Origin of the sequence: Pseudomonas sp. LAIL14HWK12:I7 (assembly GCF_000483465.1) — a bacterium.
Classification (GTDB): domain Bacteria; phylum Pseudomonadota; class Gammaproteobacteria; order Pseudomonadales; family Pseudomonadaceae; genus Aquipseudomonas; species Aquipseudomonas kermanshahensis.
In genome coordinates, this window is sequence record NZ_AXYZ01000004.1 from 124360 (window position 1) to 150086 (window position 25727).

At 61.0% G+C, this 25727-nt stretch carries 13 protein-coding genes; 9 read left to right on the forward strand and 4 right to left on the reverse strand.

What is annotated here, in order from left to right; genetic code table 11:
- Positions 1 to 12: 12 nt before the first annotated feature.
- From D886_RS0104620 to D886_RS0104635, 4 genes are all read left to right on the forward strand, one after another.
- The gene (locus D886_RS0104620; protein ID WP_027592773.1) at positions 13 to 279 is read left to right on the forward strand and encodes a DUF2934 domain-containing protein; all 267 of its coding nucleotides are present in this window, start codon (positions 13 to 15) and stop codon (positions 277 to 279) included.
- 159 nt (positions 280 to 438) lie between these two features.
- Positions 439 to 2592, forward strand: coding sequence for a glycogen debranching protein GlgX (glgX, locus tag D886_RS0104625; protein WP_027592774.1), 2154 nt, complete (start codon positions 439 to 441; stop codon positions 2590 to 2592).
- A 64-nt stretch (positions 2593 to 2656) separates the two neighbouring features.
- Positions 2657 to 3451: an endonuclease/exonuclease/phosphatase family protein gene (locus D886_RS0104630; RefSeq protein ID WP_027592775.1), complete on the forward strand. Its 795-nt coding sequence runs from the start codon at positions 2657 to 2659 to the stop codon at positions 3449 to 3451.
- A 317-nt stretch (positions 3452 to 3768) separates the two neighbouring features.
- The gene (locus D886_RS0104635) at positions 3769 to 4845 is read left to right on the forward strand and encodes an autotransporter outer membrane beta-barrel domain-containing protein (protein ID WP_027592776.1); all 1077 of its coding nucleotides are present in this window, start codon (positions 3769 to 3771) and stop codon (positions 4843 to 4845) included.
- Between the two features lie 128 nt (positions 4846 to 4973).
- On the opposite strand, the gene glgB is transcribed toward D886_RS0104635, so the two are convergent.
- From glgB to D886_RS0104650, 3 genes are all read right to left on the reverse strand, one after another.
- On the reverse strand, positions 4974 to 7184 hold the full coding sequence (glgB, locus tag D886_RS0104640; protein ID WP_027592777.1) for a 1,4-alpha-glucan branching protein GlgB: 2211 nt from the start codon (positions 7182 to 7184) through the stop codon (positions 4974 to 4976).
- Positions 7185 to 10502, reverse strand: coding sequence for a maltose alpha-D-glucosyltransferase (gene treS / locus D886_RS0104645; protein WP_027592778.1), 3318 nt, complete (start codon positions 10500 to 10502; stop codon positions 7185 to 7187).
- Positions 10503 to 10714: 212 nt separating this feature from the next.
- Positions 10715 to 12733 (reverse strand): alpha-1,4-glucan--maltose-1-phosphate maltosyltransferase, encoded by a 2019-nt coding sequence (locus D886_RS0104650; protein WP_027592779.1) that lies wholly within the window; start codon positions 12731 to 12733, stop codon positions 10715 to 10717.
- Between the two features lie 141 nt (positions 12734 to 12874).
- Here D886_RS0104650 and D886_RS28345 point away from each other — a divergent pair, with 141 nt between their 5' ends.
- From D886_RS28345 to D886_RS0104670, 4 genes are all read left to right on the forward strand, one after another.
- Positions 12875 to 13036 carry a hypothetical protein gene (locus tag D886_RS28345; RefSeq protein WP_003251307.1) on the forward strand — a complete coding sequence of 54 codons (162 nt, stop codon included), beginning with the start codon at positions 12875 to 12877 and terminating at the stop codon, positions 13034 to 13036.
- A 97-nt stretch (positions 13037 to 13133) separates the two neighbouring features.
- Positions 13134 to 13343 (forward strand): hypothetical protein, encoded by a 210-nt coding sequence (locus tag D886_RS0104660; RefSeq protein WP_256214928.1) that lies wholly within the window; start codon positions 13134 to 13136, stop codon positions 13341 to 13343.
- A gap of 143 nt (positions 13344 to 13486) precedes the next feature.
- Complete coding sequence (locus D886_RS0104665) at positions 13487 to 22222, forward strand: neuraminidase-like domain-containing protein (RefSeq protein WP_027592781.1); 8736 nt, start codon at positions 13487 to 13489, stop codon at positions 22220 to 22222.
- A gap of 70 nt (positions 22223 to 22292) precedes the next feature.
- A complete protein-coding gene (locus D886_RS0104670; protein WP_027592782.1) occupies positions 22293 to 22523 on the forward strand; it encodes a hypothetical protein in 231 nt (76 codons plus the stop codon).
- 123 nt (positions 22524 to 22646) lie between these two features.
- On the opposite strand, the gene D886_RS0104675 is transcribed toward D886_RS0104670, so the two are convergent.
- Positions 22647 to 24323 (reverse strand): AMP-binding protein, encoded by a 1677-nt coding sequence (locus tag D886_RS0104675; protein WP_027592783.1) that lies wholly within the window; start codon positions 24321 to 24323, stop codon positions 22647 to 22649.
- A gap of 239 nt (positions 24324 to 24562) precedes the next feature.
- Here D886_RS0104675 and D886_RS0104680 point away from each other — a divergent pair, with 239 nt between their 5' ends.
- On the forward strand, positions 24563 to 25726 hold the full coding sequence (locus tag D886_RS0104680; RefSeq protein WP_027592784.1) for an isovaleryl-CoA dehydrogenase: 1164 nt from the start codon (positions 24563 to 24565) through the stop codon (positions 25724 to 25726).
- The last annotated feature ends 1 nt before the right edge of the window (position 25727 follow it).

Here is a 25727-nt window from a genome sequence, read left to right on the forward strand (position 1 = left end):
ATCAGGAGCGTCATGATGAGTGTCGATGAGAAACGTATCCGTGAATTTGCCTACCAGATCTGGGAATCGGAAGGTAAGCCTGTGGGTGAGGAGGAACGCCACTGGGAGATGGCGCGCAAGCTTGCCGAAGCTGAAGCACTTGCCCCCAAGGCAGCACCGCGCAAGAAAGCCGCGGCCAAGCCGAAGGCCCCCGCCGAGCCCAAGGTGGCCGCGTTGCCTGGGGTAAAACCAGCCGCTGCGAAAAAGCCCAGATCGGTGAAAAAGCCCTCTGCCGGTTAAACCTGCACCGGCCTCTTCGCGGGTAAACCCGCTCCCACAGGACCATAACAGCCTGATGTGTAGTGGTGGTCCTGTGGGAGCGGGCTTGCCCGCGAAGAGGCCAGCACAGAACCATACAGAACCAAAGCCCCCTTCCACCACGGTCACTCGAGGACTGCCATGAGCCCCCGTACCCCGAAGAAAACCCGCTCGGTCGCCCCCTCGCGCATTCGCGAAGGCATGCCCTTCCCCCTTGGCGCCACCTGGGACGGGCTTGGGGTCAACTTCGCCCTGTTCTCGGCCAACGCCACCAAGGTCGAGCTGTGCCTGTTCGACTCCACCGGCGAGCAGGAAATCGAACGCATCGAGCTGCCGGAATACACCGACGAGATCTACCACGGCTACCTGCCCGACGCGCACCCGGGGCTGGTCTACGGCTACCGCGTCTACGGCCCTTACGAGCCCAAGAACGGCCACCGTTTCAACCCCAACAAGCTGCTGATCGACCCGTACGCCAAACAACTGGTCGGCAGCCTGAAATGGTCCGAGGCGCTGTTCGGCTACACCATCGGCCACCCCGACGGCGACCTGTCGTTCGATGAACGCGACAGCGCGCCCTTCGTGCCCAAATGCAAAGTCATCGACCCGGCCTTCACCTGGGGCCGCGATCAGCGCGTGCAGGTGCCGTGGGAGCGCACCATCCTCTACGAAGCCCACACCCGCGGCATCAGCATGCGCCACCCGGCGGTGCCGGAAGAACTGCGCGGCACCTTCGCTGGCCTGGCCAACGACGAGCTGCTCAAGCACATCAAAGAGCTGGGCGTTTCCAGTATCGAGCTGCTGCCGATCCATGCCTTCGTCAACGACCAGCACCTGCTGGACAAAGGCCTGAACAATTACTGGGGCTACAACAGCATCGCCTTCTTCGCACCACACCCCCGTTACCTCGCTAGCGGCAAGATCGCCGAGTTCAAGGAGATGGTCGCGCACCTGCATGACGCCGGGTTGGAGGTGATCCTGGATGTGGTCTACAACCACACCGCCGAGGGCAACGAGCGTGGCCCGACGCTGTCCATGCGCGGCATCGACAACGCCTCCTACTACCGGCTGATGCCCGACGACAAGCGTTACTACATCAACGACTCCGGCACCGGCAATACCCTCGACCTGAGCCACCCGTGCGTGCTGCAGCTGGTCACCGACTCGCTGCGCTACTGGGCCGGCGAGATGCATGTGGATGGCTTCCGCTTCGACCTGGCCACCATCCTCGGCCGCTACCACGACGGCTATAGCGAACGCCACGGCTTCCTCGTCGCGTGCCGCCAGGACCCGATGCTGAGCCAGGTCAAACTGATTGCCGAACCTTGGGACTGCGGCCCTGGCGGCTATCAGGTGGGTAACTTCGCGCCGGGCTGGGCAGAGTGGAACGACCGCTTCCGCGACACCGTGCGGGCATTCTGGAAAGGTGACGAAGGCCAGTTGGCCGACTTCGCCTCGCGCATGACCGCGTCAGGGGACATGTTCAACAACCGTGGTCGGCGCCCCTATGCCTCGGTCAATTTCGTCACCGCCCACGATGGCTTCACCTTGCGCGACCTGGTGTCGTACAACGGCAAGCACAACGAGGACAACGACGAGAATAACCAGGACGGCACCGACAACAACCTGTCCTGGAACTGCGGCGCCGAAGGGCCTACCGAAGACCCTGAAATCAACGCCCTGCGCATGCGCCAGATGCGCAACTTCTTTGCCACCCTGCTGTTCGCCCAGGGCACGCCGATGATTGTCGCTGGCGACGAGTTCAGCCGCACCCAGCATGGCAACAACAACGCCTATTGCCAGGACAGCGAGATCGGCTGGGTCAACTGGGACCTGGACGAAGACGGCACCGCGCTGCTGGCCTTCGTCAAGCGCCTGACCCGGCTGCGCCTGGCCTACCCGGTGCTGCGCCGCTCACGCTTTTTGGTCGGCGATTACAACGAGGCGATCGGGGTCAAGGATGTCACCTGGCTGGCGCCGGATGGCAGCGAGATGAGCGTCGAGCAGTGGGAAGACCCCCATGGCCGCTGCCTGGGCATGCTGATCGACGGGCGTGCACAGGTCAGCGGCATCGCCCGGCCCGGCGCCGAGGCGACGGTGCTGCTGATCGTCAATGCCCACCACGATACCGTGCCGTTCCAGCTGCCGGCGGTGCCCGAAGGGGACTACTGGAGCTGCCTGGTCGACACGGATCGGCCAGAGCTGCGCAAGGGGCAGCACTTGCAGTTCGAGAGTACCTTCGAGGTGAAGGGGCGCTCGATGCTGTTGATGGTGTTGCAGCACGAGGAAGAGTGAACCCACCTACCCCAGGCAGGTCCTAGCATTAAACCGCCCCGATGATGACCTTGTGGGAGCCCCTGTGAAGCTCGAAGCCAGCAGCTCCGGTTTCGCCACTGTTGACCAGGCCCCAGCCGTGCACCGGCTGAGGGTGCTGACGGTCAACACCCACAAGGGCTTCACGGCCTTCAACCGGCGCTTCATCCTGCCGGAACTGCGCGAAGCGGTGCGCAGTACCCAGGCCGATATCGTGTTCTTGCAGGAGGTGCTCGGCAGCCACGATCGCCACGCCGCGCGCTACCCCGGCTGGTCGCAGACGTCCCAGTACGAATTTCTCGCTGACAGCATGTGGAGCGACTTCGCCTACGGCCGCAACGCCGTATACCCCGACGGCCACCACGGCAACGCCCTGCTGTCGAAATACCCGATCATCGAACACCGCAACCTCGACGTGTCGATCACCGGCCCCGAGCGTCGCGGCTTGCTGCATTGCGTCCTCGACGTGCCTGGCCCGCATCAGGTGCATGCCATCTGCGTGCACTTGTCGCTGCTGGAGAGCCATCGCCAACAGCAACTGCAGTTGCTGCGCAGGCTGCTCGAGTCTCTACCCGAAGGTGCACCCGTTATCATCGCTGGCGACTTCAACGACTGGAAGCTGCGCGGCAATCGCACCCTGGGCCTGCGCAACGACCTGCACGAAGCGTTCGAACGCCACCACGGCCACCTCGCACGTACCTACCCGGCGCGTATGCCGCTGCTGCGCCTGGACCGCATCTACCTGCGCAACGCGCAAAGCCATGCGCCGCAGATTCTGGGGCACAAACCCTGGACGCACCTCTCCGACCATCTGCCGCTGTCGGTCGAGGTCAAGCTGTAGCAATCATTCTTCATAGCCAGGCAGCGGCAAATAGCGAACCTTGCTATACCCGACTATTTAACTCAACAAATCAGCCACTTGAACCAAATCATGTGCAATGAACACAACCTTCACGCTTTCTTGACGCAAGCCGCTCCCTCTCCTTAGCTGAACATTATCTAGTTGTAAAGATCTCGCGCCGGGCCTCTAGCTCGCGCCTTCGTGCGCGTTTGCGAAAGCAGGCGTGCTGGTTTGGGTCGCCCACTGTTTTTGCCGTACAGCTCGTGACAACAGGCCAGGTCCTTGGGCTGTACCACAAAAATAAACGGAGATCCGCCATGAAAAGAACCTCGAATCCCTTGCGCTTCGACAGCATTTTCTACGCGGTTTCCACGTCGCTGCTTCTGGCAACCCCAGTGGAAACTTTCGCATTCGAACTGCAGGACGACCCAATCTCCCCCAGCTTCCTGCAGCAACCGGCGATGCCGCAGCTATCGCTCGACCCGGTCAGCGCCAGCGGCGTGAGCCTCGGCACATTGAACGCGTTTTCGGAGAAAATGACCGAACGCCACGGGCAGGCGGCACCGGACCTGGTCGCCAGCCAGTGGTCGCAGTTTTTCCCGGGTGCCACGCGCACCGGTGCACAACCGCCTGACCAGCTCGAAGCCCCCAGCCAGCAACTGCTGGTTGGCCCAGACCTGTTCCTGCGCGAGACCGGCGCAGGCAATGTGCACCGCGCGGGGATTTTTGTCGGCCACAACAACCTGCAAAGCAGCTTCAACGGTATTCGCCCGCTGCTGGGCGACAAGCAACGCAATGCGGTGAACCTGAGTGGCGAGAGCCTGGGGGTGTACTGGAGCATGACCCATGAACGGGGTTGGCACCTGGATGCCGTGGCCATGGGTTCGCGCATCGACATCAATGGCCGTGGCGAAAGCGGCCAGCGCCTGGACGACAGCGGCCATGCCATGACCTTCTCCCTGGAAGGCGGCTTCCCGATCGGCTTGGGCGGCGGTTGGGTGATCGAGCCACAGGCGCAGTTGATCAACCAACAGTTTTTCCCCGGCAGCCGCGTGCAGGAAGAGACGCTGCAGGCGTTCGACAGCCAGCCCAGCTGGAGCGGCCGGGTCGGTGCCAAATTGTCCGGGCGCTACGAAGTGCGCGGCATGCCCATTGAACCCTATGTACGCACCAACGTCTGGTATGACTTCAGCAATGCTGAAGAGGTGAAGCTGGACCAGGTCGACAAGATCTCCAGCTCGCGGTACTCGACCACTGTGGAATTAGGGTTGGGCCTGGTGGCCCGGGTGACGCCGAATGTGGCGCTGTTCGTGAGTGCGGATTACAGCAGCGATGTGGATGACAATGACCTCAATGGGCTGATCGGCAGCCTTGGGGTGCGGATGCGGTGGTGAAGGCTTAATGCGGCGGTGCCCTCTTCGCGGGTAAACCCGCTCCCACAGGTATATCACTGGTCCTGAGGGCAGTGAAGTACCTGTGGGAGCGGGTTTACCCGCGAAGAGGCCGTATCAGGCAAACCCTATCAGGCAGGCTTGAGGATCAACACGCCCAGCGGCGGCAAGTTGAGCGCCAGCGACAACGGCTGCCCATGGCTGGTGACGGCTTCGCTTACCACCGCCCCCAGGTTACCCACGTTGGACCCGGCATACAGTTCGGCATCGCTGTTGAGCAGCTCTTCCCAACGCTCGCCAAACGGCACGCCAATGCGATACCCCTCGCGCGGCACCGGGGTGAAGTTGGCCACCACCAGCAACGGCTCGCCATTGCTGCTCCAGCGCAGCCAGGCATACACGCTGTTTTGCGCGTCATCACCGATCAGCCACTGGAAGCCCTGGGGCTGGCAGTCCTGCTCATGCAGCGCAGGCACCTCGCGGTACAGGCGGTTAAGGTCGCCGACCAGGCGCTGCACGCCCTTGTGCTCAGGGTACTGCAGCAGGTACCAGTCCAGCTCGCTGTCGTGGTTCCACTCGCGCCACTGGCCAAATTCACAGCCCATGAACAACAGCTTCTTGCCCGGGTGCGCCCACATGAACGTGAGGTAGGCACGCAGGTTGGCGAACTTCTGCCAGCGGTCGCCTGGCATCTTGTCGATCAGCGAGTGCTTGCCGTGCACCACCTCATCGTGGGAAATCGGCAGGATGAAGTGCTCGGAATAGGCATAGATCAGCCCGAAACTCATCTCGTTGTGATGATAAGTGCGGTGAATCGGGTCGTTCTGGATGTAGTGCAAAGTGTCGTGCATCCAGCCCATGTTCCACTTGTAGGCAAAGCCCAGGCCGCCCTGCTGGATCGGCTGGCTGACGCCGGGCCAGGCGGTGGACTCCTCAGCGATGATCAACGCGCCTGGGGCTTCGTGCGCCGCGACGCCATTGAGGTGGCGGATGAAATCGATGGCCTCCAGGTTCTCGCGCCCACCATGGCGGTTAGGCACCCATTCGCCGGCCTTGCGCGAGTAGTCGCGGTACAGCATCGACGCCACCGCATCGACACGCAGGCCGTCGATGTGGAACTGCTTGAGCCAGAGCAATGCCGAGGCCAGCATGAAGCCACGCACCTCGTTGCGCCCAAGGTTGTAGATCAGCGTGTTCCAGTCCTGGTGGTAGCCCTCCAGGGGGTTTTCGTATTCGTACAGGGCCGTGCCGTCGAAGCGTGCCAGGCCGTGCTCGTCGGTAGGGAAATGCGCCGGTACCCAATCGAGGATCACGCCGATACCGCCTTGGTGGCAGGCATCGATGAAGGCGGCGAAGTCTTCGGCACTGCCGTAGCGTGAGGTGGGCGCGAACATCGACAGGGGCTGATAGCCCCAGGAGCCGCCGAACGGGTGCTCCATGATCGGCATCAGTTCGATGTGGGTGAAGCCCAGCGCCTGCACATAGGGCACCAGGCGTTCGGCCAGCTCGCGCCAGTTGTAGTAACGCGCCACCTCGCCGAGGTCATCCAGCTCGCACTGCCACGAGCCGACATGCAATTCGTAGATCGACAGGGGCGCGTTGTAGGCGTGACGTTGCGCACGCTGCGCCATCCAGTCGTGGTCTTGCCAAGGGTGGCTGAGCGCACCGGCGACCTTTGACGCGGTGCTCGGCGGCAGCTCGGTGGCACGGGCCAGCGGGTCGGCTTTCAGGGGCAGCACGCCCTCTTTGCCCAACACTTCGAACTTGTAGGTTTCACCCACGCCAAGCCGCGGCACGAACAGCTCCCACACCCCGGCGCTGTGGCGCAGGCGCATGGGGTGGCGGCGGCCGTCCCAATTGTTGAAGTCACCCACCACCGACACCCGCCGCGCATTCGGCGCCCACACCGAGAAGCACACGCCGTCGATGCCATCGGCCTGCATCGGCTGGGCACCAAAGCGCCCGGACAGGTCGCGGTGGTTGCCTTCGGCGAACAGGTAAAGGTCCATGTCACCCAACTGCGGGCCAAAGCTGTACGGGTCTTCGGTCACCTGCTCACCACCGGCCCAGCCGATCTGCAACAGGTAGGGCTGTGCGTCATCAAGGTGCGCGGTAAACAGCCCAGGCAAGCTGGCCTGCACCATTTCGGCGAGCACGCGGCCGTCGTGGCGCGACAGTACGCGGGCATTCAGGGCATTGGGCAGGAAAGCGCGGACCCACTGCCCGCCGGCGCCGTCGCCATGGGGGCCAAGTACCGCAAATGGATCGGCGTGCTCGGCGCGGGCCAGGGCGTCGAGGTCCCGTTGCCGAAGACCGCCGGTATCACGCGTGTTTGCATTCATCTATGACTCTCCCCAGGTACTGATCAGTCCATGCAAGCCATGCAAAGGCACGGCCAGCCAATTCGGTCGATTTTCAGCTTCGTATGTAATTTCGTACGCGGCCTTTTCCAGGCAGAACAATTCCAGCGCGGCGCGCTCGCCTTCGGCCTGTTGCCAGGCGTGGGGCATGGCAGCGGTAGCCAAGCCATAAGCCTCGACAAACGCATGGCGGGATTGGTGCAGGTAGTGCCTGGCAACCCGTTGCCGAGCCTTGCGCGCCGGGTCGGAAAGGTCCACCGCAGAGGCGTTGCGCAGAATCATCGCAGCAGCATAGTCGAAGGATCGCAGCACGCCGCTGACATCTTTGTAGGGGCTGTGACGCGCCCGGCGTTCTTCCAGTGGGCGCGCCGGTTCGCCCTCGAAATCGATCAGGTAAGCATCGCCCTGCACCACCAGTACCTGGCCCAGGTGCAGGTCGCCATGCACGCGCATCAACAGGCCGCCTTGGGCCTGGCGTGCGAGGTTGTCGATGTGCTGGGTCAGGCCGTCGCGCTGTTGCTGCAGGTCGTCGACCAACGCCTGGCTGTCGCTGTCCAGGCTGTCGCGGTGCTGGGCCAGCAGGTCGAGGGCGTGGGTCAGCTCGGCAGTGATCTGGGTGCTCCAGCGCTCGCTGTCCTGGGCATCGCTTGTGCGCGGCTGAAAGGCCGCATCTTCGGTTGGCGCTGCCAACAACACGTGCATCTCGCCCAGACGCTGGCCCAACAAGGCAGCAAAGCCATCGAGTTCGGCCAAAGCATCGGTGTGGGCTTCGCTGGCAGAACTGGTCGGTTCCATCTCGTCGCGGATGGCCCGTTCCAGGGTGTTCTGGGTCCAGGCCCAGGCATCGCCCTGATTGCTCAGGTAGCCCTGGGCGATCATCAACAGGTGCGGGGTGGCGTGCTCGTCCACACGGCAGACCCACCCCAGCAACGGCGAAATATTGGTAAAGCCCGCCGCAGTCAGGTAGGCGCTCATCTCAAGTTCTGGATGAATGCCTGGGTTGACCCGGCGAATCAGCTTGAGCACCACCCGATCGGCAACCACCACCGAGCTGTTGGACTGCTCGGCGCTAAGGTAGCGCACAGGGCTCTCTTCGGTGAGCCCCAGCTTGGCAAGCTGTTCAGTGCACTCGAAACGCAGCTCGCCCAGGCCATTGCCGCAGGGCAGCCGGTGGCGTTCCTGGCAGGCCCGCAGTACAGCGCGGATGAATGGTTCAAGGACGAAGGCGTCGGTGATCAAACCAACCTGTCGGCCACGGCGCACGCGCGACAATGCCAACTGCTGAGGCAAGGCACTGTTGATCTGCTCTTCGGGCAACAGGCCGAACGGCAGTTGATAGTGGTTGGCGACGCCATCGCTGAGCACTTCCAGTTCGCCGAGCAATACCGGCGTGGTGGCCGTGCCAAAACGCACGCCATAACGCAGGCGAACCTGGTCGATCGGCCCTTCCTTGCCGGCGAACCAGCGCCGTTTCGGCAGGTATTGCGGCAGGATCGAGCCTTCTAACATCTCGCTGGAAGGCGCCTCGAGCAGCTCTTCCAGGCGCTTGCGCAGCACCAGTGTGGTCAATTCGGGTAACCCCTCGGTGGCCTGAATATGCCAGCTGGGCATGCGGTCGTGCGACGCCAGCAGGAACCAGTAAAAAGCATAGGGCGGCAATGTCAGCAAAAACGGCAGCTGGCCGATCGGGGGAAAGGCGCTGCCGCCCAGCATCTCCACCGGTACTTTATCGGCGTATTGCGACAGCTCGAGTTCTGCGGCCTGGGCGGCGCGGGACACGTTGGCCACGCAAAGAATTACTTCGCTGTTGCCCTCTTGGTCGGTGTATTCGCGGATGTACGCGAGGATGCGCCGGTTGCTCGGCGTGAGCATGCGGATGCTGCCACGGCCAAACGCCTTCTGCTGGTTGCGCACCGCCAGCAGGCGGCGGTTCCAGTTGAGCAGCGAATGCGGGTCGTGGGACTGGGCCTCGACGTTGACCGTCTGGTAGCCGTACAGCGGGTCCATGATCGGTGGCAGCACCAGGCGCTGCGGGTCGGCGCGAGAGAACCCGCCATTGCGGTCCGGCGACCATTGCATGGGGGTGCGCACGCCGTCGCGGTCGCCCAGGTAGATGTTATCGCCCATGCCCAGTTCATCGCCGTAGTACAAGGTCGGTGTGCCGGGCATCGACAGCAGCAGGCTGGTCAGCAGTTCGATGCGCCGTCGGTCACGTTGCAACAGCGGCGCCAGGCGGCGGCGGATGCCAAGGTTGATGCGGGCGCGGCGGTCTTCGGCGTAGTAGTTCCACAGGTAGTCGCGTTCGCGGTCGGTGACCATCTCCAGGGTCAGCTCATCGTGGTTGCGCAGGAAAATCGCCCACTGGCTGTTGGCGGGGATTTCCGGGGTTTGGCGCAGGATGTCGGTGATCGGGAAGCGGTCCTCCATGGCCAGGGCCATGTACATGCGCGGCATCAGCGGGAAGTGAAAGGCCATGTGGCATTCGTCGCCATCGCCCTCGCCAAAGTACGGGCGGGTGTCTTCGGGCCATTGATTGGCTTCGGCCAGCAGCATGCGGTCGGGGTAGTTGGCGTCGATCTCGGCACGGATCGCCTTGAGCACCCGGTGGGTCTCGGGGAGGTTTTCGTTGTTGGTGCCGTCGCGCTCGATCAGGTAGGGGATGGCGTCCAGGCGCAGGCCGTCAACGCCCAGGTCGAGCCAGAAGCGCATCACCCCGATCACCGCCTTCAGCACCTGCGGGTTGTCGAAGTTCAGGTCTGGCTGGTGCGAATAGAAGCGGTGCCAGAAGTACTGGCCGGCGACTGGGTCCCAGGTCCAGTTGGACTTCTCGGTGTCGAGGAAGATGATGCGGGTGCCGTCGTACTTCTGGTCGTCATCCGACCACACGTAGAAGTCGCGCGCCTTGCTGCCCCGCTTGGCCAGGCGGGCGCGCTGGAACCACGGGTGCTGGTCGGAGGTGTGGTTGATGACCAGTTCGGTAATCACCCGCAGGCCGCGCTTGTGCGCCTCGGCGATGAAGCGCCGGGCATCGGCCATGCTGCCGTAGTCGGGGTGCACGGCTTTGTACTCGGCGATGTCGTAGCCGTCATCGCGCCGTGGCGAGGGGTAGAACGGCAGCAGCCAGAGCGTGTTGACGCCCAGTTCGGCGATGTAGTCGAGCTTGCTGATCAAGCCTGCGAAATCGCCGATGCCGTCGTTGTTGGCGTCGAAGAACGACTTGATGTGCAGCTGATAAATCACCGCGTCCTTGTACCACAGCGGGTCATCGATGAAGGCTGCTGGTCGGGAACGCTTGGCCATGGGTGACTCCTTTCAGTTCTGCGGATGCGCGCTACCTGGTTTTAGGGCTGCTGCGCAGCCCATCGCCGGCAAGCCAGCTCCCACAGGTTTTGTGCTGGTTTCACAGGCAGCACCGGGCCTGTCATTTGTCTGCAAAGCTTGCAGCCGACGCCGGCCCCTGTGGGAGCCGGCTTGCCGGCGATGGGCCGCACAGCGGCCCCCGGTTTGAAGGCCTAACGGGCCTTTTCTATTCGCCAGATACCAAACGGCTGATGCCAGGGCTCAATGCGCATCCATTGGGTCTTGCCATGCCACGTCCAGCGGTGGCCGTTCATCAGGTCTTCGCCAACAGTGTCGGCGTTGTCGTCCAGGCCCAACTCCCACAGCGGCAGCTCGAAGCTGGCTTCCTGGGCGTTGTGCGGGTCGAGGCTGATCGCCACCAAAATGAAGTTGTCGCGCTCGGGCGTACGCTTGGCGAAGTACAGGATGTTGTCGTTCCAGCAATTGAAAAACGCCACCCCAAGGTGAGTCTGCAAGGCGCGGTTCTGCCGGCGAATGCGGTTGAGCTGGGCGATTTCAGCAATGATGTTGCCGGGTTGGGTGAAATCACGCGGGCGGATTTCGTACTTTTCGGAGTCCAGGTATTCCTCTTTGCCGGGCAGCGGCGTGGCTTCGCACAGTTCGAAGCCCGAATACATACCCCACAACCCCGAGCCCATGGTCGCCAAGGCCGCGCGAATAAGAAAACCCGCCCGCCCCGAGGTGTGCAGGAAAAACGGGTTGATATCTGGCGTGTTGACGAAGAAATTGGGCCGGTAGCACAGGCTCCACGGCGGCTGGTTGAGCTCTTCGTAAAACTCGCGCAGCTCCTGCTTGCTGTTGCGCCAGGTGAAATAGGTGTAGCTCTGGGTGTAACCGACCTTACCCAGGCGCGCCATCATCGCCGGCTTGGTGAAGGCCTCGGCCAGAAAAATCACGTCCGGGTGCTGGCTGCGCACATTGGCTATCAGCCATTGCCAGAACGGCAACGGTTTGGTGTGCGGGTTATCGACGCGGAAGGTCTTCACGCCCTCCTCGACCCAGCCAACCACCACGTCACGCAGGGCCAACCACAGCGAAGGCACGGCCTCTGGGGCATAGAAGTCGACGTTGACGATGTCCTGGTACTTTTTCGGCGGGTTTTCCGCATAGCGGATGGTGCCGTCGGGGCGCCAGCTGAACCAGCCGGGGTGTTCTTTGAGCCAAGGGTGGTCTTGCGAGCACTGGATGGCGAAGTCCAGGGCGATTTCCAGGCCATGCTCTGCAGCCGCGGCCACCAGGCGGCGGAAGTCTTCGCGGCTGCCCAGTTCCGGGTGAATGGCGTCGTGGCCGCCTTCGGGGCTGCCGATGGCGTAAGGGCTGCCTGGGTCATTGGGCTCTGCCTGCAAGGCATTGTTGCGGCCCTTGCGGTGTTTTTTGCCAATCGGATGAATGGGCGGGAAGTACAGCACGTCAAAGCCCATGTCGCGGATCATCGGCAGGCGTTCGTGCACGTCGTTGAAGGTGCCATGGCGCTCGGGGCTGTCGGTGATCGAGCGCGGGAACAATTCATACCAGCTGGCGAACTGCGCCGCCGGGCGGTCGACGTCGACCGGGAATTCGCTGCTGCGCGTAAGGTAGCTGCGGTGCTCGGCTTCGGTCATCAGCCGTGTGGCTTCGGGGCCCAGCAACAGCGCCACCTGGTCATCCTCAGGCAGTGTCGGCAGCCGGGCCTGCAAGGCTTCGATCTGTTCACGCAAGAAGCCCTCGCTGCGCTCTGCGCCTTTGCCCAGCAGAAGACGGCCTTCCTCAAGCTCCAGCTTGACCTCGACGCCAGCGTGGTACTTCTTCTCCAGGTCGTGGCAATAGGTGGCGAACGGGTCGATCCACGCCTCGATGCTGAACAGGTGCGGGCCCAGCTCGGTTGGGGTGAACTCGCCCAGCCACAGGTCATTGCCGGGCGAATGCATAGGCACGCAGTGCCAGCGTCGGCTGTGGGCCTGGCGCCAGTTGAGCATCACAGCGAGGCGGTCATGGCCGTCGCTGTAAACCTTGCTGCTGACCGCGACCGCCTGGCCGCTGATGGCCTTGGTGGCGAACATGCCGCCGTCGAGCGCAGGTTGCGTGCTTTCGATCACGATGCGCGGCGCCAGCAGCGCCTGGGCCAGGCTGATGGCCTGGTCCGGGTGATCGTTCGCCATGGGCACGCTTTCGAAGGGCTCGTTTCGTGACATCGGACCTTGCTCCCTTAGGCTGGTGGCGGTAAGGGTTCAGAGCCGGGCGCGGGCGTAGGGGTTCAAATAAATTGAGCGAACGGCAGCCCCTGACAGTCAGAGCCTGCAGCACCTCTTCATTCACCCACGCGAGGTCAGGCCATGAACATTCCCATTCCACCGGAAACCCCCGATCCGAACATCGACGACCCCAGCTTGCCGCCACCCGTGCCGGAGGAGGACCCGGACGAGCTGCCGATCAAGCCGACCGTACCGCCGACGGTGGGCGACCCGCCGAGCCAGGAGCCACCGGTGAAGGCTTAAGGGTAGACCACCGCTACTGATATTTTTGCCAGTAGCGGTGCCTGCCGGTTGTGCTGATGATGAGTTCTCCTTACTGCGGGCAGGAGAACTCATCATTGTGGACATCACACGGCATGTAATCGACTGTTTCCAGAATGCTGGTGTGGTCGATCCCGACAAGGGCACTCGCCTTGCACACCTGGACAAGGACAAGTGTGAATTCGCGTTAATGTGGCTGGAGATATGCCACGGTATCCCTCTGGATCGCGATTACCGCACGCTAGGCGAGCTGGCCGAGGCGCTTGACGAGGCGATAAGGTTTCGCTGACACAGCCGGCTTATCAATGATTCCCCCTCTACGACCCACCCAACACCTGTCATTTTTGCTAGGTGTGCACGTTCTGCTCTCCCTATAGGCTTTGATCACTGGCCCTAGCCTGGGCCGCCGACCGCAGCGCAAGGGAGCTGGGTATGAACGACCTCACCACCGCGAACAGTAACGACACGCCCGCCGAGCGCTCGGACGCCGCCACCTACATGAACCTGTTTCCCGATACCCGGGAACGCTGCGCCCCAGCCTCGCCATGGGCAGACAATGAGCGGCCAGCCTACTTGGTCCATCTCAAGGGCCTGATAGAAGAACTGCAAAAAGAGGCAAAGGTCGCCGAGCCGGTGACGCTGCAGACTCGCCGCCCAGACCTGCTGCAACTCAAGCTGAGTAACAGGAACATCCGCAAAAGCCTGGCGAAGATCGACATCGTACTCGAGGTGCTCGAACGGCATGCGGGGGTGGCGCGCAAAGGCTTGCCAAGCGCTGTAGCCGAGGGCGTGTACAAGGGTAATGTTCCCTTCCACAACGCCTGGGAAGCGATCAAGGCCACCCTGGCCATGAAGCAGCTGCCCCTGTGGGACCTGCTGTACAGCGTGAACATGGGTATGCCCGCCTTCAGCTTCGATGCTGCAACGCTTAACGCCCAGCACAACGCCACGCTGCTGAGCAGCGGTTTCTCGCCGCAATTGCGGACCCTGCTGCTGCAGCCCGCCAGCGCGGCGAAGGACTTCTACAAGACGCAGTTCCACATCCCCGCCACGGGCCCGAAAGGCAACCTCGATACCACCTACCAACTGACCCGGGCACTGGGCCTGACACGCAGGGAGCTGCGCCGTCTGCTGGCCGTGAGTGCCCTCGGCAAACATAACACCTCGGTGACCCGCAGCCCTTACGTCATCAGCCAAACGGTGGCCGAGGCTTCGAGCAAAGCCTACGGCGCAGCGTTCATCAACGGTGGAGGCACCCCTCTGTATCTGGTGGAAGCCGGCGGGACCCAGAAGGCCGATGCGCCATCAAGCGGTGCAAAAAAAAACACCAAGAAGACCATCGCGATCGCTGGGATCAGCACCCAGCATATCGATCGCCTGCAACGCATCCTGCGCCTGCAGCGCGCACTTGGCCTGGCCCCCGACGAGGCCGATGCCCTGGTCATCGCGGCCTTGCGCGCCGAACGCCAACGCCCCGCCCAGTACCAGCTGACTGCCAGCACCCTGCGCGCAATGGGCCTGTTCCGCCATCTGCAACAAAAGTACCAGGTACAGCCGCTGCAGTTCGCAGCACTGCTGCACGAAATCCCCTGCTATGGCACCGAGCATCAGTTGTCGTTCTACGACAGCGTGTTCGCGCCCCGGCACGATAGCGAAGGGCAAAAACTGGCGGACGTCCTGGTGCTCGATGACCAGCCGTTCGACCCCACCACGGATGAGGGTGCCTTGACCGTCAAGCGCCTGGGGTTGGCGCTGCGAGTCGACCCCCTCGTGCTGCGCGCCATCCTCGACACCGTCACGACAGAACAAGAGCTGGACAAACCACAGCGCTCGCTTGCGGTGGTGTCGGCCTGCTACCGCCTGGCCACGCTCACGCGCCTGTTCGGCACCTCGCAGCTGGACGGCTGGATCGTCCTGAAGCTATTGATGAAGCAGTCCCCGGTTTACCAGCAGCAACTGGCCGGCCGCCCGAGCCTGGGGGCACAGCCGCAACCCTTGCAGGACGCGAAAAAGGTCGAGCTGTTCACCCAGCTGGTCGAGCAACTGCGGGCCCATGCACCCGCATACCGGCCCAGCGCGGGACTACCAGGCGGGCCAGACGATCCATCCGAAGCGCAGGATGTCGACGCACACTTCACTCAGTTGATCGCGTTGAACGACGCCGAAAAGGTGCAAATCTTCAACCGGGTCACGGCCCGGCTGAACCTGCTGGCGGACCTGCCCCTACCCGATCTCGTCGACGTGCTCGCCGACAAGCTGAACCACCTGGATGACACCACCAAGGTCGAGCTTGTCGCGCACGTCGCAGGCGCCTTGAAGTTACCACCAGCGCAGGCAGCGCTGGCTGGAAACGGGCAGGCTGCCAACGCACTAGCCCTGCGTTTGAGCGCACTGCCGCAGGACGCCAAGGCGAGCATCGCGAGCATCGCCAGCGCCGCCGTCGTTGTCACGCAACCGCAAGCGGACATTGTCGATGCCATCGCCGGGGTGATGGCAACGATGGAGTGGCTTGCCCAACAGAACGTCAACCCGCTGGACATGGCAGTGCTCCTCCACGACGGGCCACTGGAAGAGCCTAGGTTGAAAACCCTGTTCGACCTGTACGCGCCCATGGAGAAACCAGCCCTGGGCAAGACCGAGCTGCGCCAGGCCCTGAGCAACGCGCTAGGCCTGCCAAGCAAGGACCACCTGCTGCCACTGCTGCACTGGGTCGCAGTCGATGAAGACGTATTGGTAAACCGCATCGATGCCGTTCACCAAGAAGTGCAGAAGTCAAAAGGCAAACGCCAACCGCTCGAGTGTTTTACCGCAGACGACCGGGCGCAGTGGTTGACGTTGCAGCGCTACAGCCGCGCGGTCAGCCTGTTCGGCATCGGGCATGCCGCCCTTGACCAGATCATGCCGCACCACTTCAACCTCGGCGCCATCCCTCGCCCGCTCGATCTCACCACCCTGCACCAGCTTGGTGGCTACACGACACTGCTGGGCGGGCTGGCCACCGACAAGCACGAGCCGGACTTGTTGCGTTACCTCGAGCACGTGCGAACCCCGCTCGACGCCCCAGGCGAGGCCAAGGCCTGGGCCGACCTGGAAGCACTGCTAGGGCACGACCAGGGTGGCCTGGCCAAGCTCGGCATCCCTCTGCCCACCACGCTGCACGCCTTAGCCCGCGTACTGCAATTGACACAGCAAGCGAGCCGGCAAGGCTTGTCGGTGGATGGCTTGCTGGTCATCGGCGCACTCACCGCGTCGACCGATGACAACGCCTTCGAACAGGCGGCCATCGCGCTGCGCCAAAGCTGCTCCAGCCAGCAATGCCAGGCGTTGGATGCCCAGCTCAAGCTGGCCTGGCGCGATGCGCTGATGCAATGGATGCTGGTGCACTGGGCCGCCCCGCACAAGGACCTGAAGCGGATCAAAAGCCCTGAAGCCCTGGCCGATTACCTGCTGATCGACCTGCAGGTCTCTCACGAACCTCTTACCACCCGGGTGCTCTCGGCCATCGCCAGCCTGCAGCGCTACCTGCAGCAGATCCACTCACGCCTGGAGGACGGCTATGGCGACAAGGCAATCCCCCAGGCCATGCGCGACGAGTGGGATGATTTTTCTTGCAGTTTCGAGCGCTGGAAGCTGCGCAAAGATGCCCAGAACGAACCCCAGAACTTCATCGACCCCTCGCGCCGCGCGCGCACGAGCAGCGCCTTCGCCGAGCTTGAAACCCAGCTGGCCCAAGGTAAGTGCACACCGGCCGAAGTCCAGACCGCCCTGCTCGGCTACCTGAGTACCTTCGAGCACATCAGCAATATCCAGCCGCTTTCGGCGTACGCCAGCGGTATTGATCCTCTGAGCGATACCTACCACTTCATCGGCAAGAGCAATGTCGAGCCACCCGAGTACTACTGGCGCACGCTGGACATGAAACAACGCGACGCCGACAACGCACCGAGCATGCTGGCTTGGGGGGAGTGGCAGGAGATCACGCTGGCAATGAGTGGCGAGATGGTCAAGGGGCCATTGCTGGTGGACGAGGATATCAATAATAAAATCAACAAAAAGAGGGAGGAGTCTCCAACTGAAAAGAAAACCGCTGAGACCCTTGCAAAGGAACTTCTGGAGCTGGAAAAAAAAGCAGATGACGAACGCACGGAAGTCGACCTGATCCGTCCGGTCATCATCGCCGGCCGCCGGTATGTGGTGTGGGTCGAGCGTGACATTGCAGCAATTCCCATGGGACCGGACAAAAAAACGAGCGAGTACCATGCGCTGCGGGTGTGCTTTGCCTTCCAGCAGATCGACGGGAACTGGAGCCCGGCCAATGTGTTGATACGGCTGGATGGGCATGATGCGGCAGGACATTTTGATGAAGGTAAAGATAAAAAAGGCACTCAGAATAAATTCTTGAAGACCAAGAAGTTCCAGGCGGGTTTGATGGTGATGGTGAATCAACTGGGGGGGCGCGAAAATGACCCTTGGTTGATGGTGATGTTGTTCGATGTGGAGAAGGTCAAGGATTCGGAGGGCAACGTCAATACCAGCACCTGGGAGCGTGACAACGAATATTTCCTGATTGGCAAGGATCTCCTACTGCTCGACACCAAGACATTGGATGAGGACGATTCGAAAGGCAGGCCCATTGAGAAAAGACTGGTGAAAAACTGGATAACCCTTTTCCGTGACCCGCGCACGGTGCAGCATCCCTATATTGGGCCTCGACAGACCATAGAGGACCAAAAAAGCAAGCCGAAATGGAAAGGCATAGTGGGAACCCTTAATGTCAACGACATTATTAGTTTCAAAGCCCCCATCGAATTCGGCGAGCTCAATCCTAACAAAAAAAACAGAATAAACGAAAAAAAATACACAATCAGAATACCAATAACCTCCAAGTCCATTAGTTCGACTCAATACCCAGAGATCGCCTTGATACATGATAAACTCGGGGCTATTGGCACATTAAAAATCCTAGAGGCCATAGCTTTATACGCAACGACCATAACCGAGACGTACCACATCCACAAAACCGAAACAACCATAACGAACGAACTTGTCCAGAGTGTTATAATCACCACATATAGGATGAGCGACGACGAGAGTCCCGTAACGATATCCATCCCTCTATTTGACTCCAAATTCGACTCACACAACAAGCCCATACAGACCTTGCACACCAGCTCAAATTCCCACATCTCCTTTGACCGCTTAAACCCCAGCGAAGCTTACAAGGATTGTATTTTAGGCATAACCACAAGACACGAAAACCTCGATGAAACCTATGACATTAAACTTCAACACAAGAATCTGACCCCTGCATTCCCAACGCTTACAGCCACGGCATCGCCAACAACCGAAACCCTAGCTAACCTCAAACAACCTTTATCTATCGCAGACTCAAACACTCTCAAAGAATACAGTCTAACAGACCTAGAATCTGCCTTAACCAGCCCCACTCACTTGGACAATCTAAGCATAATAAAGCGCTCCATTTTGAGCGTCCGCTACACTTCAAACCCTGATTCCGAGGGCCCGCCCCAAGATGTTTCGAATCACTCTGCTGACAGGATTTCGGTCCATGCGGCCATCACGCGCGCGCAGCATGCAGGCCAGCTCAAGGCGGTCAGCGCGTACATCGCAATGGAAAAGTCCGCCATCCTGGCTGAAGTAAACGCGCCCCTTGACCCGTCCCTGCTGCAGCTTCTGGACTCGCTCATTCGCCTTCGGCACTTTCAACCTGAGGCCTGTGTTCGCATCCTGCTCCGTTTCGGCCCCGAGCATCCACCGGTCTTCACCGATGAAGTCTCCCTCGATGGCCAGAGCACGATTGCTTTTCAGCTCCCCATCAGCCGTGATCGGGCCATCTCAAGCTATTCATTTGACTTTGAGCTCTACTATCTTGCTAACCATTTGAAAACGACCCTGACTTACAAGCTGGTGGACGACGCCGACGATGCCGTGGACAGCGTACACATCAGACGTAACGCCGAGCAGGCCCTCTACCTGGATTTGTCCGAAGTCAATCAAGCGAACCCCGATAACGCCCTATCGGTCGATTACCTGCGCCTGAACACCCTGTTCGGCAAGCGCCTGGTCGCTGAGGCCACGCAGTCGGTCCAGCAGGTGCTGTCCTGGCCGACCCAGCACCTGCCCGAACCGCGCCTGGAACCTGGGGGCAGCAGCAGTACCGTCGACTTCCGCGGTGCCAATGGTATGTATTTCTGGGAACTGTTCTTCCATGCCCCGCTGCTGATTGCCTGGCTGCTACGTCAAAACCGCGACTACCGGGGTGCCTGGCAGTGGAGCACCGGCCACCTGTTCGACCCCTACCGTACCTGGAGAACGGACCAGAACACCCCACAGTACTGGTTGAGCAAGCCGATCCGAGATGGCCATGGCGCCTATCGAAAAAACACGAAAACCGACGATCCCGACCTGATCGCCTATGCCGAGCCCGAGCGCTACCGCAAAGCGCTACACCTGTTCGTGGTGGAAAACTGGCAACGCGAGGGCGACGAACTGTACCGCCAGCTCACCCTGGCCACGCTGGAGGCCGCCGCGCAATGCTACGACAAGGCCCTGCGCCTGATCGGCGTGTTGCCCGAGCACCTGTCGAGCGCCCCGGCCGATGCGCCAACGCTGGCACAAGCCACCCCGGACCGTTTCACCCCGCCGCTGAACAACAAACTGGTTGAACTGCGCAACCTGCTGCGCAACCGCCTGTTCAACCTGCGCCACGGCCTGAGCCTAGACGGCAAGCCCGTGCCGATCATGCTCGACCCCGACTTCCTGGAGCGCCTCGCCCAGGGCCACACCAGCGCCAGCGAGGGTCCGGTAGCCAGGCTCACGCCCCTGCAGGTGCCACCTTGCCGTTATGACGAGGCGCGCACATTCGCCCGGGAGGCCGTGGAACAGCTGATCGGCATGGGGCAGACCCTGCTGGGCTATTACCAGACCGAAGCCACCCAGCAGCTTGAATTGCTCAGCAAGCGCAACCTGATCAAACTGCTGGACTTCCCTTACCAGCTTCAGCAACAGGCGCTGGAGTTGGCCAAACGCGAGCGTGAGACGTTACTCAGCAGCAAAGCGATGGTGCAGCAACGTCTGGATTACTACCAGGAACTGAACGACGTCGGGGTTAAAAGCCTGGAGGAGTCTGCGCTCTCGCATTGGACCGATTCATATAACACCCGCATAGCCGCAGCTCCGTTCTATTACCTTACTTTCGCTCTGTCTTTTTTACCCACTATCGGTGGGGCTGCAATGGGTGGTTTTTCACCTGAAGAGGCACCCGAGGCGATCGCCAACCTACTCGAATCAGTATCAGAACTACTGGAAACGAAGGGTAACACCTTCGACAAGAGGGCTGAATTTCAACTCCGTGCCAAACAATGGCAGTACGAAGCCGGGCAAGCCACCCTCGAACTCACCGTCCTCGACAAACAACTGCGCGAAAGGGACGTGCAGCTCAAGGCCGCCCGCATTGCCCTGCAAGAAGCCCACGCCACCCGCGCAGCCCACCAGGCCGAATATGAGGTGATGACCTCGGTGTTCCCCAGCCGCACCACCTACCTGTGGCTGATCGGCCGGCTCTCGCAGATTTACGCCACCGCCTACGATGCCACGCTGTCACTGTGCCTGATGGCCGAGTCTTGCCTGCAGTATGAGCTGGGTGATTTCACGAGCACCTGGATCAAACCTGGCGCCTGGCTGGATAACTGGCGCGGCATGCTAGCCGGCGAGGCCCTGGCGCGGGACCTGATGCTGATGGACCTGTCGGCCATCCGCGAAAACCATCGGACACTGGACATTCATGCAGAGCTCTCCCTTGTCAATGACCTTGGGCTTACCAAAAAACAACTGCATCAGCAACTGCTTAAAGAAATCCCGATTCAGTTCAGCCTTGCCCCCCACCACTTCGATAAGCATTTCCCCGGCCATTACATGCGCAGGATCGAGCGCATCTTTCTCACGTTCACATACAGTCCGAAGACTAAACCTACCTCTCCCTCGGGCATGCTCTATCAGACCGCTAACAGGGTGTTGCTAAAGGATGATTCCGGCGGCGCTAACTACCTTTACGGCGTCGAAGGTGGCAACCTAGATAACATAAAGCTAAATCTGAGACCCGGCCAGAAGATTGCCATCTGGTCACATAAAGAGACCTTCCCCAACTATGACCTGCAACCCTCGATCCCCGATAAGTCTCGCTACCAGCCATTCGAAGGTACAGGATTGCTTTCCAGCTGGAGGCTCGAATTTCCGCGTGGCGCAAAAAATAATTCCAGTTTATTTGTGGGTGACACTTGTACGCTCGAGGATATTAATGTGCATATCATCTACTCAGCGCTGGACGGCTCGGCCGACTTTCGTAAGCATGTAAAAACTTTACTGCAGAAAACCGGTGTTAATGTCGTCGCCCCCCCCGCGCCGACTAAGAATCCATCGGGAACGACTAAAAATCCATCTGGAACGACTGAGAATCCACCTGGAACGACTGAGAATCCATCTGAAACGACTGAGAATCCATCTGGAACGACTGAGAATCCACCTGGAACACCTGACAACGGACAAAAGGCGAGCGATGACGCAGTCAATGCAAGCCTGGCTGCGCAGGGTCTTGAAATCCAGCGCCGAGCTAGCGCCTTGGCCGAGGCCATGACGGCTGATCTGGAGGCTGCTGCGTGGAGTCAGGCCGCGCAGGACGACGCCAACGCCGATGCACTCAAAGCCACCGAAGCTGCAGACCAACTGACGACGGCCAATACGGCGGTAACCGAAGCCCAAACCGCAGCCAGCAAAGCCAAGGCTGCCAGAGAAAAGGCCGACAACGCAACAACAGCGGATGACGCAGAAAAAGCGGCGAATAAAGCCAAAAGCGCGGCCGACGAGGCGAAAGCCGCAGCGAAGAAAGCCGCCGCCGCCCGCACGGCAGCCGAAGACGCTGACAGGCTTAAAAAAGATCAAGAGGCTGAACTGATCACCAAGAAAATTGCATACCTGGAAAAAAATATGAACAAGGAAATCAGAATCACCCGATGGACAGGGAACGGCAACGCCTATTACGACCGTGGCACCCTGATCAATATCGACAAAAAAAATAATAGATTCACATTAAAAAGCGAGGTTTATGACGAAAGCTACACATTCCCCATAACAGACGCGCCAGTTAATTAAGAACCCATCACGCTCAACGGCCCCAGACCGTAAATAGGCTATGCATTTAAACCAACACGAGGACACAACAATGAGCACAGAAAAAACAACACTTGAGGCATTCAAGATATTCTTAGACAATCAGCTAGACTACACAGGCGAAATCGACGAGAACACATCACTCTTGGACATTAACGGAGATGGTAAACGCTGGATCAAAGCCCTGCTTAGTGAGTTCGACGAGCTCGAAATTTCCATTAGCGATCTGTCCAAACTTGGGACCGTTGGTGAATTGCTGAATAAGATAAACGGGACTGAATAGCCCCCGTGCACCAGGCTGCGCACACACTGAGTGGTGTCTCAGTGTGTACGCAGCCTGGTGCACGGAGGGTCAGCGTCGGTTCATGTTCGCATTAGCTGTTATGAACAAGAAGGTTACTTTGAATCAACAGGTCCTGTTGATTTCCGAAACACTGATCTCCCGCATCCTGAACTTCTGCACCTTCCCCGTCACCGTCATCGGGAACTCGTCAACAAAGCGGATATGCCGCGGCACCTTGTAGTGCGCGATGCGTGCCTTGCACCAGCTCTGCAGCTCATCGACCGTGGCGCTGTGCCCGGGGTGCAGTTTGATCCAGGCCACGATTTCTTCGCCGTAACGGTTGCACGGGATGCCGATCACCTGGGCATCCGCGATTGCCGGGTGGGTATAGAAAAACTCCTCCAGCTCGCGCGGATAGATGTTCTCGCCGCCGCGGATGATCATGTCCTTGTTGCGCCCGACGATACGCACATACCCCTGTTCGTCCATGACCGCCAAGTCGCCCGAGTGCATCCAGCCGGCTGGGTCGATGGCATCCGCCGTGGCCTGCGGGTTGTCCCAATACCCGAGCATCACGCTGTAGCCCCGCGTGCACAGCTCGCCGATTTCGCCCCTGGCAACAATGCAGCCGTCGGCGTCCACCAGCTTGTTCTCCAACTGCGGCTGGGTGCGCCCGACCGTGGCCACACGCAGCTCAAGCTCGTCGTCCGGGCCGGTTTGCAGGGACACCGGGCTGGTCTCGGTCATGCCATAGGCAATTTGCACTTCAGCCATGTGCATCTGGTCGATTACCCGGCGCATCACTTCGATCGGGCAGGTGGCACCGGCCATGATGCCGCTGCGCAGGCTCGAGAGGTCCATGGCCTGACGGGCCGGGTGGTCGAGCATGGCGATGAACATGGTGGGCACGCCATAGAGGATGCTGGCGCGTTCTTCGGCCACGGCGCGCAGGGTGAGTTCGGCGTCGAAGGCGTCGTTGGGGTAGACCATGGTGCTGCCGTGGGTGATGCAACCGAGGTTGGCCATGACCATGCCGAAGCAGTGGTACAGCGGCACCGGGATGACCATGCGGTCGGCCGAGGTCAGGCCCAGGCTTTCGCCGACCATCAAGCCATTGTTGAGGATGTTGTAGTGGCTGAGCGTGGCGCCCTTGGGCGCGCCGGTGGTGCCGGAGGTGTACTGGATGTTCACCGGTTGGTCGAACTGCAGGCTCTGCTGCCGGGCCGTGAAGGCCTCGAGCGTGGTCTGCCCTGCCCGCTCGGCCAGCGCTTGCCAGGGCAAGAAGCCCTGCGGCGGTTGGGCAGCCAGGCTGATCACCCCGCGCAGCTCAGGCAGGCCTTCACTGGCCAATTCACCGGGGGCAACGCTGGCCAGCTCCGGCACCAGGCCCTGGACCATGGCGTGGTAATCCGACGTTTTGAAGGCATCGGCGCACACCAGCCAGCAGCAGCCGGACTGGCGCAGCACGTATTCCAGCTCGCCGACGCGATACGCCGGGTTGATGTTGACCAGGATCGCGCCAACCTTGGCGCTGGCCAGTTGCAGGATGCACCACTGGGCGCAGTTGGGCGACCAGATGCCCACGCGGTCGCCGGTGTTCACGCCCAGGGCCATCAAGGCGCGGGCGTGCACATCGACCTGTTCGGCCAACTGCCGCCAGCTGTAACGCAGGCCCTGGTGGCGCGCCACCAACGCTTCGCCATCGGCGCAGCGGGCCACGGTGGCATCGAAGGCCTGGCCGATGGTTTGGGTCAGCAAGGGCCGGTCCTGGCGACCGCGGGTATAGCTCGGTTGACTCATGGGTGTCCCTTCTTGTGGTTGTTCTGGGCACGACTGAAGCAAGCGGGAGATACTCTGGCGCAGATTTACGTTTACGTAAAGGTGATGAGGCGATTGACAGTGTCTGTTGGCAGGCTTACGTTAACGTAAAGGTGAGAACGACATCGCATCTATCGACCTAAGCCCGCTCCCACAGGGGACGATGAAAAGTCCATGAGCTACGGTGTTACCCAATTTCAAGAACAAGAAGGTGCCCCCGCATGCATTACCCCTCCCTGAACTTCGCCCTGGGCGAAACCATCGACATGCTCCGCGACCAGGTCAGCACCTTCGTCGCCGCCGAACTGGCGCCGCGCGCCGCGCAGATCGACCACGACAACCTGTTCCCCGCCGACATGTGGCGCAAGTTCGGTGACATGGGCCTGCTGGGCATCACCGTGTCGGAAGAGTACGGCGGCGCCGGCCTGGGCTACCTGGCCCACGTGGTGTCGATGGAAGAAATCAGCCGCGCCTCGGCCTCGGTCGCCCTGTCCTACGGCGCCCACTCCAACCTCTGCGTCAACCAGATCAACCGCAACGGCACCCATGAGCAAAAGCTCAAGTACCTGCCTAAGCTGATCAGCGGCGAGCACATCGGCGCCCTGGCCATGAGCGAACCTAACGCCGGCTCCGACGTGGTGTCGATGAAGCTGCGCGCCGAAAAACGCGGCGACCGCTACGTGCTCAACGGCAGCAAGACCTGGATCACCAACGGCCCCGACGCCAACACCTACGTGATCTATGCCAAGACCGACCTGGACAAGGGCGCGCACGGCATTACCGCGTTCATCGTTGAACGCGACTGGAAAGGCTTCAGCCGCAGCAACAAGTTCGACAAGCTGGGCATGCGCGGCTCCAACACCTGCGAGCTGTTCTTCGATGACGTCGAAGTACCGGAAGAAAACATCCTCGGCCAACTCAACGGCGGCGTGCGCGTGCTGATGAGCGGCCTGGACTACGAACGCGTGGTGCTGTCCGGCGGCCCGACCGGCATCATGCAAAGCTGCATGGACCTGGTGGTGCCCTACATCCATGACCGCAAGCAGTTTGGCCAAAGCATCGGCGAGTTCCAGCTGATCCAAGGCAAGATCGCCGACATGTACACCCAGCTCAACGCCAGCCGCGCCTACCTGTACGCCGTGGCCCAGGCCTGCGACCGCGGCGAGACCACCCGCAAGGACGCCGCCGGGGTCATCCTGTACACCGCCGAACGCGCCACGCAAATGGCCCTGGAAGCGATTCAGATTCTGGGCGGCAACGGCTACATCAACGAGTTCCCGGCGGGCCGCCTGCTGCGCGACGCCAAACTGTACGAAATCGGCGCTGGCACCAGCGAAATCCGCCGGATGTTGATCGGCCGCGAATTGTTCAACGAAACCCGCTGAG